At 63.2% G+C, this 13,384-nt stretch carries 12 protein-coding genes and 1 pseudogene; 6 read left to right on the top strand and 7 right to left on the bottom strand.

Features of this window, described 5'->3' with window-relative positions; translation table 11 throughout:
• Positions 1-54: 54 nt before the first annotated feature.
• Positions 55-240, bottom strand: coding sequence for a hypothetical protein (locus ACZ89F_RS10545; RefSeq protein WP_476091654.1), 186 nt, complete (start codon positions 238-240; stop codon positions 55-57).
• Between the two features lie 283 nt (positions 241-523).
• Between ACZ89F_RS10545 and ACZ89F_RS10550 the strand changes: the two genes are divergently transcribed.
• A complete protein-coding gene (locus ACZ89F_RS10550; protein WP_476091656.1) occupies positions 524-3,553 on the top strand; it encodes an autotransporter outer membrane beta-barrel domain-containing protein in 3,030 nt (1,009 codons plus the stop codon).
• On the opposite strand, the gene ACZ89F_RS10555 is transcribed toward ACZ89F_RS10550, so the two are convergent.
• Positions 3,550-4,422, bottom strand: coding sequence for a 50S ribosomal protein L11 methyltransferase (locus tag ACZ89F_RS10555; RefSeq protein WP_476091658.1), 873 nt, complete (start codon positions 4,420-4,422; stop codon positions 3,550-3,552). The two genes, ACZ89F_RS10550 and ACZ89F_RS10555, sit on opposite strands and share 4 nt — an antisense overlap.
• Before the next feature lie 10 nt (positions 4,423-4,432).
• The gene (locus tag ACZ89F_RS10560; RefSeq protein WP_476091660.1) at positions 4,433-5,011 is read right to left on the bottom strand and encodes an SCO family protein; all 579 of its coding nucleotides are present in this window, start codon (positions 5,009-5,011) and stop codon (positions 4,433-4,435) included.
• A gap of 188 nt (positions 5,012-5,199) precedes the next feature.
• On the opposite strand from ACZ89F_RS10560, the gene ACZ89F_RS10565 reads away from it, so the two are divergent.
• The 3 genes and pseudogenes from ACZ89F_RS10565 (at position 5,200) to ACZ89F_RS10575 (ending at position 7,200) form a co-directional block, all read left to right on the top strand.
• A complete protein-coding gene (locus ACZ89F_RS10565; protein WP_476091662.1) occupies positions 5,200-5,733 on the top strand; it encodes a CreA family protein in 534 nt (177 codons plus the stop codon).
• Positions 5,734-5,818: 85 nt separating this feature from the next.
• Positions 5,819-6,461: pseudogene (locus ACZ89F_RS10570) on the top strand (transferase hexapeptide repeat family protein).
• Positions 6,462-6,774: 313 nt separating this feature from the next.
• On the top strand, positions 6,775-7,200 hold the full coding sequence (locus tag ACZ89F_RS10575) for a low affinity iron permease family protein (protein WP_476091664.1): 426 nt from the start codon (positions 6,775-6,777) through the stop codon (positions 7,198-7,200).
• Between the two features lie 3 nt (positions 7,201-7,203).
• On the opposite strand, the gene ACZ89F_RS10580 is transcribed toward ACZ89F_RS10575, so the two are convergent.
• On the bottom strand, positions 7,204-8,070 hold the full coding sequence (locus tag ACZ89F_RS10580) for an SDR family NAD(P)-dependent oxidoreductase (protein WP_476091666.1): 867 nt from the start codon (positions 8,068-8,070) through the stop codon (positions 7,204-7,206).
• A 261-nt stretch (positions 8,071-8,331) separates the two neighbouring features.
• Between ACZ89F_RS10580 and ACZ89F_RS10585 the strand changes: the two genes are divergently transcribed.
• Entirely contained in the window at positions 8,332-8,613 is a 282-nt protein-coding gene (locus ACZ89F_RS10585) for a hypothetical protein (RefSeq protein WP_023668298.1), read from the top strand.
• An 18-nt stretch (positions 8,614-8,631) separates the two neighbouring features.
• Here ACZ89F_RS10585 and ACZ89F_RS10590 read toward each other — a convergent pair whose 3' ends face one another.
• Positions 8,632-9,207, bottom strand: coding sequence for a TMEM175 family protein (locus ACZ89F_RS10590; protein ID WP_476091668.1), 576 nt, complete (start codon positions 9,205-9,207; stop codon positions 8,632-8,634).
• Between the two features lie 83 nt (positions 9,208-9,290).
• The gene (locus ACZ89F_RS10595; protein WP_476097258.1) at positions 9,291-10,763 is read right to left on the bottom strand and encodes an MATE family efflux transporter; all 1,473 of its coding nucleotides are present in this window, start codon (positions 10,761-10,763) and stop codon (positions 9,291-9,293) included.
• Between the two features lie 171 nt (positions 10,764-10,934).
• Here ACZ89F_RS10595 and ACZ89F_RS10600 point away from each other — a divergent pair, with 171 nt between their 5' ends.
• A complete protein-coding gene (locus ACZ89F_RS10600; protein WP_476091670.1) occupies positions 10,935-11,720 on the top strand; it encodes a L,D-transpeptidase in 786 nt (261 codons plus the stop codon).
• Between the two features lie 77 nt (positions 11,721-11,797).
• Here ACZ89F_RS10600 and ACZ89F_RS10605 read toward each other — a convergent pair whose 3' ends face one another.
• On the bottom strand, positions 11,798-13,276 hold the full coding sequence (locus ACZ89F_RS10605; RefSeq protein ID WP_476091672.1) for an esterase-like activity of phytase family protein: 1,479 nt from the start codon (positions 13,274-13,276) through the stop codon (positions 11,798-11,800).
• Positions 13,277-13,384: the final 108 nt, after the last annotated feature.

Genomic DNA, 13,384 nt, shown 5'->3' on the forward strand with positions numbered 1-13,384 from the left:
TGACAACCAAATGGGGCTGGTCCAGCCGCAGCACGAAGGCTGGGTTGTCGTTGTTCATCCCCGACACGACGCGGCTTCGCTGCGCTGCCCGCCAGCACACGAGAATTGCAACCAGAAAAAGTCAGCAACGCCTGCTTTTTGAGCGTGCGTCACTTCGCACGGCAAGTTATCTGGTTCGGGGTCAGGGTTGGTGTCGGGAACCAATTTCGGCACGCTGTTGAAAGCCATGATGCTGGTCATGCGCCGCCTGCAGGGTCGATGTTGAAAATGAGGACTATATCCTGAGCCAGTCAGCCGGTAAAAAAACGTGCTTGTGCGCAGTCTGGCATCTGGTGTGGCCAAATATTGATTGATGCAAATTCGCAACGGATTTGCTCTGATTTCTTGTCTGAGCTCCGTGTTGCTTGGTTCCGGTAATCTTTACGGCTTACATTCGCTTGTCTCGCGGCAGCGGGTTTCGTAGCGTCGCCACGGGCTTAAAGGGTCGATTCAGCCAGTGGATGGTTGGTCGGGGGGATTTTGGATGAGACATTCTGTTTCCGCAGCGCGTGCCAAAGGCGATGGCGAGATGAATGCGCGGCTTGCGGGCTCGCTTCTGTCGTCCACGTCGCTTCCGGCTCTGCTGATAGCCGGGCTGATTGCGACCGCTGTAACGCCGATTATGTCAGGTGTCGCCTCGGCCGAGGATTTCGCTCACAACAGCGGCGATTGGGGTACGGCTGCGAACTGGACTCCCGCAACGGTTCCCAACGGCGTCGATGCGGTCGCGAACTTCAACCATGATGCGCCGGACCAAGGGCTCGGCTATACCGTTTTCCTGACTGGCGGACCCTATACGGTCGGCACGCTGAACTTGAATGCCACGAGCACCTCCGGCGGTTACCGGTTTTCAAGCGGCGTTTTGAATTTCCAGGCCTCCGGGCAGGCCTCGATCAACGTGCAGACGAACAATTTCATTCCCGACCTGGACGCCGGCGCCAGTTTCAATCTCGTCTCCGACACTGTCGTCACGGTCGATGCCGGTGCTCATTTTACGGCCGATGGAGTGATCTCAGGCGCAAGCCTCACCAAGAGCGGTGACGGCTTGCTTACCTTGAATGGCGCAAACACCTACACCGGCGGTACCAATCTCTATGGCGGCACGCTGAGCCTGGGCAACAATGCGGCGCTTGGGACGGGACCACTATCCGCCTTCAGCGGAACCGTGATCGACATCAAGGATGGCATCACGATCAACAACAACCTGACCATCGACACGATCCAGACCATCAATGTCGGTTCGGGAATAGCCACCTATGGTGGCCAGGTATCAGAAAACGAGGTTGCGACCATCCTCAAGACCGGCGCGGGCACGCTCGTTTTGACCAACAATACCAACAACTTTAGCCTGGGAGCCCAGATCAGCGGGGGCACGATCCAGGTTACGGCCGGCCACGTCCTTGGATTCGGGACGATTACAATGGACGGTGGCACTTTGCAGGCTGGAGCCGCCGATATCGAACTGGACAACAACCTCATCCAGTTCACGGCCAATGGCGGCTCGATCGACACGCAGAATTTCAATCTCACCACCCATGCTGTCATGACCGATATCGACACCGCATCTGGTACGTTCACCAAGAAGGGTTCGGGAACGCTGACCATCACCGGCATCTCGGACGGCAACAATTATTCGACGGCCACAGATGTTGCACAGGGTACGCTGAAAGCGGGCGCGACTGACATTTTCAGCGCAAACAGCGCATATACGGTCGACAGCGGCGCCACGCTTTCACTCAACAACTTCAGCCAGGTGATCGGTTCACTTGCCGGTGCCGGAACGGTTGATGGCGGAACAGGCACGCTGACGACCGGGGGCAATAATGGCTCGACGGTATTTTCGGGCGGCATCAGCGGTTCCGGCGGGCTGATCAAGGACGGGACGGGTACCTTCGAGCTGTCGGGTACGAACTCGTTGTCGGGCGGGACCGAGGTGAAGGCCGGTACCTTGCTGGTTTCCGGTTCTCTGATCGGTTCGGCCATAACAGTCGACAGCGGCGCCACGCTCGCCGGCGGTGGCGCGGTTGGTCCGCTCGCTGTTTCCGGCACGGTCGCGCCCGGCAAGAATGGGATCGGCATGCTGTCGGTCTATGGCGACGCCAGCTTCGCATCCGGCTCGACCTATGCGGTGGAACTGAATTCCACCGGCGCTGCCGATCTGATCAGTGCTGTAGGCACGGCAAGCATAATTTCGGGCGCCGGCTTGAGCGTGACCAACATTGGACTGGGCGACCTGGTGCCGGGTACCCGCTACACGGTGCTTCAAGCCGCCAGCGTCAGCGGAACCTTCACCCTGGTGGGCGATCCGCAGGTCTCCGCCTTCGTCAGTCTGAGCACCACGTCAGACACGACACATGCCTATGTCGACGTCACCCAGACAAAGACCTTCGGCTCGGCCGGCTTGACGCCGAACCAGATCGCCACCGGTGACGGGCTGGACAGCGCGGCCGGCAGTGCCTTGGTCAGCGCGGTGCTTGCCCTGCCGAGCGACGCAGCGGCGCAGGCCGCCTTCGACCAGCTTTCCGGCGAAATCCATGCCTCGGCCAAGGGCATGCTGGTGCAGGACAGCCATTTCCTGCAGGACGCGGTGACGGCGCGCCTGCGTGCCGCCTTCGGCGACAGCGGCAAGACCGCCTCGCTGCCGGTCATGGCCTACGGCGAGGACGGCGTTCAGCCCGTCGCCGCCGACACGGACCGTTTCGCCATCTGGTCGCAGGGTTTTGGCTCCTGGGGCGGTACCGACAGCGACGGTAATGCGGCGGCCTTCGACCGTTCGACGGGCGGCCTGCTGATCGGCGCCGACGGCCTAGCCGGCAACTGGCGGGTCGGCATGGTCGGCGGCTACAGCCGCACCAGCTTCGATGCCGATGACAGGAACTCGTCGGGCGACAGCGACAATTATCATCTCGGCCTCTATGGCGGGACCAATTGGGGTGCCATCGCCTTCCGTACCGGCGCCGCCTACACCTGGCATCGGATTTCGACGTCGCGCTCGGTCGCGTTCCAAGGCTTCACCGACAGTCTGTCGGCCGGCTACGACGCCGCGACCGCGCAGACCTTCGGTGAACTGGCCACCAAGACCGATGCCGGTCCGTTTGCCTTCGAGCCGTTCGCCAGTCTCGCCTATGTCAATCTGCACACCGATGGTTTCGCCGAGAGCGGTGGTGCCGCGGCGCTGACCAGCAGCAGTTCGACGACCGACGCGACCTTCACCACGCTCGGCGTCAGGGCTTCCACCGAAGTCACCATCGGTGGCGTGGCAGCGACCGCGCGCGGTATGCTCGGCTGGCGCCACGCTTTCGGCGATGTGACGCCGCTGTCAACCGTCGCCTTTGCCGGCGGTGGCGACTTCACCATCGCCGGTGTGCCGATAGCCAGGGATGCGATGCTGGTCGAAGCCGGCTTCGACGTGCAGCTGGCGCAGAGCGCAACCCTTGGCCTGTCCTATGCAGGACAGTTCGGGCCGGATGCCTTCGATAATGGCTTCAAGGCCAATCTGGGCATCAGCTTCTAATGCTTGAGGTGGATCGTCACCCAGCCTTCGCGGTGCAAGGTGCGCACGTGGCGAAAATTCTGGCCGACATAGGCTGAGATGACGGCGTCGCGCTGGCGCTCGAGGATACCCGACAGCACGATCGAGCCGCCAAGTGCGATGTGACCGGCCATTTGCGGCGCCAGCCGCATCAGCGGCCGCGCCAATATGTTGGCGACGATGAGATCGAAAGGCGCACGCTTGCCGAAGATCGGGTGGTGGAAGCCCGGCGCGGTCACGGTCTCCACCAGCGCCTTGACGTGGTTGAGCCGTGCATTGGCGGCAGCGACGCGTACTGCCACCGGATCGATGTCGGTTGCCAGCACCGGAATGTGCGCGAGCTTGGCGACGGCAATCGCCAGCACGGCGCTGCCGGTGCCGAGGTCGAGCGCGTTGCGCGGGTGTTCGCGCCGCACCACCTTTTCCAGCATCTCCAGGCAGCCGGCTGTGGTGCCGTGGTGACCGGTGCCGAAGGCGAGGCCGGCCTCGATTTCGATGGCGAGCTCGCCGCTGTGGCGCTTCCTGCGGTCATGCGCGCCGTGGACGAAGAAACGGCCGGCGCGCACCGGCTTCAGCCCCTCCAACGAGCGTGCCACCCAGTCGATGTCGGGCAGGGCCTCGCGCTCGATCGGCTTCGACAGGGAAAGCCCGGCAAGGATGTCCTTGACCTGCGCCTCCACCGCATCGACATCGCCATCGGTATAGAGCGACACTTCATAGATGTCGCGATCCTCATCGACCTCCAGCACGGCGATCGGCAGGCCTTCATCCTCGAAAGCCGCCTCGAACGCTGCAAAAATGCTGATGGACTCGATCTTTCCGGTGGTGAAGTAGAGGCGCGTCTGGGTCATGAAATGGTGATCAGCCTTTCGCCGCCAGCCGCTTCAGTTTGGCGACGGCCGTGTCCGAACTTTCGCCATACGCGATGGTGCCGGCAAAGTCTCCCTTGGCGTTGAGCAGCAGTACCGAGGCGGTGTGGTCCATCGTGTAGTCGCCGTCGCCAGTGTCGACCTTCTTCCAGTAGATGCCGAACGACTTGGCCATCGCATGGACCTTGTCCGGATCGCCTGTGATGCCGGTGATGCGGTCGGAGAAATTGCTGACATAGGCGTTCATCACCTCAGGCGTGTCGCGCTCCGGATCGACCGATACGAAATAGGCGTGCAGGTTCTTGCCGTCGTCGCCGAGTGTCTTCAGCCAGCCGGCCAGTTCGAACAACGTGGTCGGGCAGACCTCGGGACAATGGGTGAAGCCGAAGAAGACGACGCTGGGCTGGCCCCTGAATGCAGCCTCGGTGATCGGCGCGCCTTTCTGGTCGACCAGGGTAAAGGCGGCGCCGAAGGGCTCGCCGCCATAATGGCCGCGGTACCAGTCGAAGGTCAGCCAGCCAATGCCGGCCGCCATCAGGACGAGAATGCCGACCAGGATAGAACGCATCATCAGAAAAGTCCGTCTGCAGAAATCGTCGCGCCGGCTCAATGCCGCGCCTGTGCGACAGTCTTAGCGGTTCGGCCCCGCTCAGGCAAAGTGCCGCGTTGCCGCAACCGCCGTGGTGTTGACGTATCTGCTTGCAAAGCGAGGCTGCTCGCCCCACCTGTGACCGGCAACTCGAACCGCAGGAGGCTCCCTTGCACGGACTGAATGGGCACGGACTGATTGGGCACGGACGGATTGGGCGAAAACTGATCGGCGGCGCGTTGGCCGCGTGCGTTGTCCTTGGCGCTGGCGCTGCCGCCGCCGAGGAAGTCGGCAAGGTCGGCGTCGACTGGCTCGGCAACGACATCATCGTCGAGGCGATCAAGGATCCGAAGGTGGAGGGCGTGACCTGCCACGTCTCCTATTTCGATCGCGGCATCATCGATCGCCTGCACAAGGGGAACTGGTTCGAGGATCCGTCCGATTCCTCGATCTCCTGCCGCCAGACCGGTCCGATCACCATCGGCGATATCGACATGGGCGAGGGCGGCGAGGAAGTGTTCAAGCAAGGCATCAGCCTGATCTGGAAGAAGCAGGTTGTGAACCGCATCTACGACAAGGCCAACGAGACGCTGATCTACCTGTCGCATTCGCGCCAGGTGCAGAACGGATCGGCCAAGATGTCGGTCACCACCGTGCCGCTCTACGGCCAGAACGTGGTGTGGAGCAAAGGCAAGCCGCAATAGGCGGGTGGGCGTCTTTTGTGCTGATTGGCCCCACGGACAATTGCTCCTGCCTTGCAGGAGCAATTGCTCTGAAGTAAAGCGCCGCATGGACCGTTCTGAAAATCTCGTCCCGAAAGACCCCGAGCCGCGCATCCACCCGACCGCGGAGCTGAAGGCGTGCAAGCTCGGCCGCTATGCTTCGATCGGCGAGCGGGTGGTGCTGCGCGAGGTCACGGTCGGCGACTTCTCCTATTTCGAACGCCACTCGGAAGCGATCTACACGACGATCGGGAAATTCTGCTCGATCGCCGCCAACAGCCGCGTCAACGCACTGGAGCATCCCATCGAGCGGCTGACCCAGCACAAGGTCAGCTACCGTCCGAACGAGTATTTTCGCTGGCTGGGCGTCGACGCCGCCTTCCGCGAGCGGCGGCAGGCGAAAGCCGTGACCATCGGCCACGATGTCTGGATCGGCCACGGCGCGGTGATCATGCCCGGGATCACCATCGGCAATGGCGCGGTGGTCGGCGCCAACGCAGTGGTGACGCAGGACGTGCCGCCCTATGCAATCGTCGCAGGCGTGCCGGCGAAGGCGCTCCGGCCACGCTTCGCTGCGGATATTGCGGCGCGGATCGAAGCTCTCGCCTGGTGGGATTGGCCGGTCGAAAAGCTCGCCAGAGCGGTTCCCGACATGCAGGGCAATGCCGATCGAAGCCTTCCTCGACCGCTGGGAAAACGACGCCGTTTGAGCTTCCACAAACACGTCGACGCTAACCGGGCGGCGCTTTTGCGAAACCATGCTCCGCGCTCCACAGACTGAAACCCCTTCCGCCATGCGGGGGTGGCGCAGCGGAAGGGGCTGGAGGTAAACCGCTGTGAAGCGGAAGGAACAGGCTCTCTTGCCTGCACGGTTACTGTGCCATTGAACCCGTAAAGTGTGTTTTCGGCCGTATTCTCTTTATGCGTGTATTCAATTGTGCGGCTTGTATTTGTTTGCGCCGGGAACCTGAGACGGTCGCCGGTTGTTTCTCATCGCGTCGCAGCGTTGAGGGATTTCGGTACATGGAAAAGCTTTTCACCAAGATCGCCAACTGGGTCGCCCATATAACCGGCCTGCCGCTGACATTTGCCGTCTGCTGCCTGATCGTCATCGTCTGGGCGGTGAGCGGTCCGTTGTTCGGCTTTTCGGACACCTGGCAGCTCGTCATCAATACGGGCACGACCATCATCACCTTCCTGATGGTGTTCCTCATCCAGAACACCCAGAATCGCGACGGTGCGGCGATCCAGGCCAAGCTCGACGAACTGATCCGGGTCGGCGAGGGTCACAACCACTTCATCGGCATCGAGCACCTGACCGAATCCGAAGTTGAGGAGATCCGCGACAAATGCGAGCGTGCGGCCAAGCGGCATGACGAGAAGATCGCCGCCATGGCGGCGAAGAAGGCCGTGACGCAGAAGCGCGGGCCGAAAAAGCACGCGGCGTAAGGATCAGCCCTTCATGAACGCGGCGAACGCGTCCTTGTGGTCCGGATGCCAGCGCGACAGGGCAGGACGGTTCTCGATGATGTCGCCGATCGCCCAGGCCATGCGCTTTTCATCCAGCGGCCGCGCAGCCTCATTGTCCGGGCACAGGATATAGAAATCTCCCCTGGCCAGGGATGCCAGCATGAAATCGACAACCTGTTCGCCGGTCCAGGCGCCGGCCGGTTTTTCCGTCGCGCCCTCAGTGAGACCGGTAAAAGTGAATCCGGGGATCAGCAGATGCGCGGCGACATGAGCGCCGGGTTCGTTGCGCAGCGCATGCGCCAGGCCTTCGGTGAAGGTCTTCACCCCGGCCTTGGAGACATTGTAGGCAAGGTTGCCTGGCGGCATGGTGATGCCTTGCTTGGAGCCGGTGTTGACGATCAGGCCCGGCCTGGCCGAGGCCAGCATGCGCGGCGTGAAGGCCTCGACGCCATGCACGACACCCCAGAAATTAATGTCCAGCAGCCGTTTCCAGGCATCGCGGTTTTCCCAGGGCTTTCCGGGGTTGTCGCCGACGCCGGCATTGTTCATCAACAGCGACACGTCGCCGAAGGCGCCGAACGCCCGTTCTGCGAGGCGGTCCACCTCCTTCGCCTTCGAAACGTCGGCGGCGACGGCAAGCACGGCATCGTCGCCGGCAATCGCAGAGACGGCACGCGCGGCGTCGTCAAGGCGCGCGCCGCCAATGTCGGCCAGCACGATCTTCATGCCCATCATCGCAAACCGCTTGGCGGCCGCAAGACCGATGCCGCTGGCGGCACCGGTGATGACGGCGGCGTTGCCGGGGCCAAGCGCGGGCAGGGCGGTCTGAATCTCGGCGTCGGTGATCATGGGCGATGGTTTCCTTCTTCGATGGCGCCGAACTTAGCGCTGGAACCGGCTTGCGCAAGCCTCTGCCCGCCCAATGCGCGTCACGTTTGAGGGAGGTCCGTGCGGCGTGCTCGGGATCCTGTTTTTGTGCATGTCGGCGTCCCAAACCCGCCGCGCACTTTTGGGCGACATACATTGGCCCGGGTTGACCGCTCGGGTCGAGGCTGCGCATGTTGCCCCGGCAAAAGAAGACTTTTGCGGGGACAAATGGAGATTTCCTGATTGACGGACTGGGTCGCAATTCTGAAGGAGCAAACCGCCACCGGCGACCAGATGGGCCGTGAGGTGCCGCAGATGCTGGCCAATCCCGACATCAGCGAAGCGCAGGTGAAGACGCTCTTTTCCGCCTTGGAGAAACAAGCCGAATTCGTCGAGAAACTGCGCATGGCGCTGGAAAAGTTCGGCCATGATTTCTCGATCATCAAGGCCGCGGAACGGCTGGAGGAGCGCTATGCCGACCTTGCCGCATCGGTGGCGGAAAAACTGAAAGCGATGCGCAAGTAGAGTAGTGCTGGGAAGCAGCTACTTATCGATCACCCGCGCAAAACGCGTATCCGGCACGAGCCACACCATCGCGACCAGCACATAAAGTGCGACGCCGATCCACTGGCTGACGAAGGTCAGCACGACGGCTGCGATGTAGACGGCCAGCGAGAGCTTCCCCTTGCGGTCGTTGCCCAGTGCCTTGGCAAAGGCGGTGTCATTGCCGTGCAGGCGATGCAGCGCGGCGGCCAGTATGGTGTAGGCGATGGCGCATAGCGCGAGGTCGGCGCCATAGACGGCGACCGGCACCGGCGCAAAGTGGTTCTCGCCCATGAAGGCCGTCGTCACCGGCATCAGCGACAGCCAGAACAGCAGATTGAGGTTCGCCCACAGCACGCGGCCGTCGACCCGCTGCACGGCGTGGAACATGTTGTGCAGGTTGTTCCAGTAGATGCCGACATTGATGAAGGACAGCACGTAACAGAAGAAGATCGGCCACAACGGCACCAAGGCGGAGAAATCCTCGCCATGCGGCACTTTCAGCTCAAGCACCATGATGGTGATGATGATGGCCACGACGCCGTCGGTGAATGCCTCTACCCTGCCTTTGCCCATGGATCCCGCCTTTGCCCGCAACGGATTGTCGAAAGACGGTAAACTCTTAGCGGATGTTGAAGGGCCGATAAACGGCTGGACCCTCAGCCGTTCGGCGTTTCAGGCGAGAGATGCGCGCGTCCGCGCGGCACACCGAGCCCGGTGTCCGGCGGCTCGCCGGCGGCCGGCCTGTCCTCGATCATGTGCATGGTGCGCCAGCGGCCGAAGCGGTAATAGGCGGCGGCCAGCACGAGCGACGCGATCGAGCCGGCCGGGAAACTCCACCACAGCGCTTCTTCGCCGATGACGCCGCGCATGAAATAGGCAAAGCCGGTGCGTACGACCAGCACCGAGATCACCAGGATGATCAGCGGCGGCATCACCGCACCAGTAGCGCGCACCGTGGCAAACAGCACGATGGTGATGCCAAACAGGATGAACGACCACGACGCGACGCCGTTGATGTGGACGGCGATGTCGATCGCAGCACTGTCGCTGCTCAGGAACAGGCTCAGCACCGAACGGTCGAAAACCGACAGCACGGCAACCAGTGCGCCGGTCAGGACCAGGTTGAAGCCGACGCCGGAGGCGGCGATGCGGCCGATCCGGTCCCAGCGCCCGGCGCCGACATTCTGCGCCGCCATCGAGGAGACCGCAGCACCGATGGCGAGCGCCGGCATCTGGATGTAGGTCCACAGCTGCGCGGCGATCCCGTAGGCGGCGGCAACCTGCGAGCCGTAGGAATTGACCATGCCCATTACCGTCAATGCAGCCACGGAGATGACGATCATCTGCAGGCCCATCGGCACGCCTTTGAAGACGACGATGCGCAGCAAGGTGGGGTCGGGACGCAGCAAAGCGAGGTTGGCGCCGGCCAGCCGCAGCGGATGCTTGCGCACATAAAGCACGATGAGGATGGCGATCACGCTCACCGTCTGGCCGATCAGCGTGGACGTGGCGGAGCCCGCGATACCGAGTTCGGGAAACGGGCCGATGCCACGGATGAGCAATGGGTTGAGGACGATGTCGAGGACGACGGCCAGCGCCATGAAGAAGAACGGCGTGCGCGAATCGCCGGCACCGCGCAGCACGGTCATGACGAAGGAGAGGAGGTTCATCATCGGCACGGCGACGAAGATGATGCGCAGATAGGAGCGCGCCAGCGGCAAGGCGTCGGCCGGTGTGCCGAGCGCGCCCAGGATGGCATCGACCCAGATCCAGCCGCAGACCGCGAACACCATCGAGACCAGGAAGAAGAAGGTGGCGCTGGTGCCGACGATGCGGCGCGCTTCGGGCAGGTCGCGGGCGCCGACCGACTGCGCCACCAGGATGGTCGCCGCCATGCCGATGCCGAAAACCGTGCCGAGGATCAGGAACAGGACGAGGTTGGCGTTGGAGGTGGCGGTCAGTGCCGATTCGCCGAGGAACCGGCCGACCCAGACGGCGTTGATCGACCCGTTGAGCGACTGCAGCACGTTGGAGCCGAGCACCGGCAGGGCGAACAGCAAAAGCGTGCGCGGAATCGGCCCGCTGGTCAGGTCGCCGGTGCGCCGGCGCGTGGGCATTTTTTCGTCCATGGCTGGCAACTCGGCGAAGGTTTGTTTCAAGTCGCGGTCCGCGATGATTGCCGATTCAACGGAACAGGTCGTGCCTTGATCTAATCATGTTCTCAAAGCTTCCGGAATGGGATATTGATCCTCGGTGCGTGGGGCCGCATTCCTACATATCTTGGATAGACCGGGGGGTTCATGTCCGATATTCCGCTGTTTTATGAGCGCCTGAGCAGGCGCGCGTTCCTCGGTGCATCCGCCTTGGGCGCGGCCTCCGTGGCTCTTTCGGCGTGCACCACGACGGACGTGGCGCCGCCGCCGGTGGCAGCACCGAGCGATCCGGCTTTCGGCGACACCGCAAGCATGTATGCGGCGCGCGTCGATGAGGGCTATCAGCTGCCGGCAATCCCGGTCGCCAAGCTCGATCCGAAGTTCGTGCGCCAGATCGTGTCCGACCCGACCGGAGAGAAACCCGGCACGATCGTCGTCGATGTCTCCGAGCACTTTCTCTATCTGGTGCGCGACGGCGGCAAGGCCATCCGTTATGGCGTCAGCCTGGGCAAGGCCGGTTTCGGATGGACCGGCAGCGCCATGGTTCAGGCGAGGAAGAAGTGGCCGGTCTGGACGCCGCCGCCGGAAATGATCCAGCGCCGGCCGGAATTGGCGAAATACAAGGACGGCATGCCACCCGGCCCGCAGAGCCCGCTCGGCGCCCGCGCGCTGTATCTCTTCCGCGACGGCAAGGACACGATGTACCGTCTGCACGGCACGCCGGAGTGGGATTCCATCGGCAAGAACGCTTCGTCCGGCTGTGTCCGCTTCATGAACCAGGACATCATCGACCTCTACAGCCGGGTCAACGGCCCCGCCCAGGTCTTCGTGCGTCCCAACCTGTCGGCTGCCGGCAAGATCATGGCCGTGTCGAGCAGGACCGCCGAGCCGATCGATGCGGGTGTCCCGAAGGACGTGGAGTTCTTGAAGTAAGCCGTCACGACCTGCCTGGAACAATTCCAGGAAAAGGCCCCAGACGGACGCGCCAAGCGCGCCCGCCTGTGCCGTAGTTACTTCTTGGCGAGCCCCGGCAGCGTGACCTGATAGACCAGGAACATGGTGTCGACATCGGCGCCGTCTTCGGCCTTGTAGGGCGCGCCGACCTGGAAGCCGTCCTGGGCGAGGAAGTCGTTGTCGTTGGCGACGAACAGGAAGTAGTCGTCGGGCAGCTTCGGATCGAGAACGCTGACCACCGACATCGCCTCCCACTTCTCCGACAGGTTGTTCTTGTCGTTGGGCGCGCCATTGTGCAGGCCAAAGCGGCCGAGTTCGGCACTGTCGTTGATGTCGATGAACGGCGTCAGCTTGGCCGGCGTCACCGACGGGTCGAGCACGCCCTTGGGCGCCAGCGGCTTGTCGGCGGCATCGAAGGCGCCGTCGGCGATGTCGGTCGAGGCCGAGACGTCGACGACGAAGATCTGGCGCACCAGCGAAGTGTCGCCCTTCAACCCCTGGCCGTTGCCGCTGTCGCGCGCCAGCATCAGGAAGGTCTTGTCGGAGAGCGCCACGATCTCGCTCTGCGCGGCGACCTTGGTCTTGCCCTTGGCATCCTTGAACACCGGCAGCGGCACGACATACTCATGCGCCAGCTTGAGATGGGCGAGGTCGGAGGCGTCATAGACCAGCGCCCTGGTGTTCTGGCGGGTCGAGCCGGAATCGCCGCCATCCTGCCTGGTTGCCGACTGCAGCACGGCGATCAGGAACCTGCCGTCCGGCGTCATCGCCATGCCTTCAAGACCCTGGTTGTTCTGGCGACCGGTATCGGGATCCTTCGGATCGGGCTCGGCGGCACCCGGACCCGGATTGTCCGAGGCGAAGTTCGGCGCGCCGTGGCGCATCGGCACCAGCGCAGCCGGTGGCTGGGTCGCCGACAACAGATGTCCGTCGGCGGAGAACCGGTAGATGTTCGGGCCGTATTCGTCGGAGATGAACATCGAGCCGTCGGGCAGCCGCACGATGGCTTCGTTGTCGAGCGCCAGCTTGCCATTGTCGGCCTGCGGCAGGACCGGCATGTCACCGCTTGCCGCGCGCACGCCGTTGAGCGGATCGAGGCCGGTAGCATCAGCGCCCTTGTCGTCGGTGAGAAGCATGGTGTCGGCAAGCGTTGCCTTAACGCCCGTCTGTTCCTGGCCGGCAGCGGGTGCCGCACCCGGTGCGACCGGGGCAAACTCGATGCCGATCGTGTTGAGGCGCGGCCGGTAGTCGGTGGTGCCGACGAGATTGTAGCCGCGGTCCGGCAGCAGCCAGAGCGAACCCTTGTAGCCGGCGGCGTCATGCGTCCAGCCTGATGTGTCGATCGACATGCCGGAGCCCGAGCCGAACGTCTCGCCGAACTTGTCGCGCTGAGCGGCCGGGATGCGGCCGACGCCGACCAGGCCCTTGTTGACGAGGCCGCCGACGGTCGCGGTGCTGTCGGCGAGCGCCGGGGTCAAGGCGGTGAACAATGCCAGCGCGACGCCGAGCGACGCGGTTCGGTGCAGGTGTTTCATGGACAATCCTCTTTGTGACAGATGTGCCGGAGCGGCCGCAGGACGAAAAGCTGAAAGAGGTGCGACATCGATGATGCCGCGCGCGCCTCCCCGAAACGCGGTCTACGG

The organism is Mesorhizobium sp. USDA 3734 (assembly GCF_056279665.1).

Excerpts from the sequence above, each read along its gene's own strand:
- ACZ89F_RS10600 (WP_476091670.1), top strand. The coding sequence starts at position 10,935 with ATGTCCGATATTCCGCTGTTTTATGAGCGCCTGAGCAGGCGCGCGTTC.
- ACZ89F_RS10550 (WP_476091656.1), top strand. The coding sequence starts at position 524 with ATGAGACATTCTGTTTCCGCAGCGCGTGCCAAAGGCGATGGCGAGATG.
- ACZ89F_RS10545 (WP_476091654.1), bottom strand. The coding sequence starts at position 240 with ATGACCAGCATCATGGCTTTCAACAGCGTGCCGAAATTGGTTCCCGAC.
- ACZ89F_RS10575 (WP_476091664.1), top strand. The coding sequence starts at position 6,775 with ATGGAAAAGCTTTTCACCAAGATCGCCAACTGGGTCGCCCATATAACC.
- ACZ89F_RS10580 (WP_476091666.1), bottom strand. The coding sequence starts at position 8,070 with ATGATCACCGACGCCGAGATTCAGACCGCCCTGCCCGCGCTTGGCCCC.
- ACZ89F_RS10595 (WP_476097258.1), bottom strand. The coding sequence starts at position 10,763 with ATGGACGAAAAAATGCCCACGCGCCGGCGCACCGGCGACCTGACCAGC.
- ACZ89F_RS10560 (WP_476091660.1), bottom strand. The coding sequence starts at position 5,011 with ATGATGCGTTCTATCCTGGTCGGCATTCTCGTCCTGATGGCGGCCGGC.
- ACZ89F_RS10605 (WP_476091672.1), bottom strand. The coding sequence starts at position 13,276 with ATGAAACACCTGCACCGAACCGCGTCGCTCGGCGTCGCGCTGGCATTG.
- ACZ89F_RS10555 (WP_476091658.1), bottom strand. The coding sequence starts at position 4,422 with ATGACCCAGACGCGCCTCTACTTCACCACCGGAAAGATCGAGTCCATC.
- ACZ89F_RS10590 (WP_476091668.1), bottom strand. The coding sequence starts at position 9,207 with ATGGGCAAAGGCAGGGTAGAGGCATTCACCGACGGCGTCGTGGCCATC.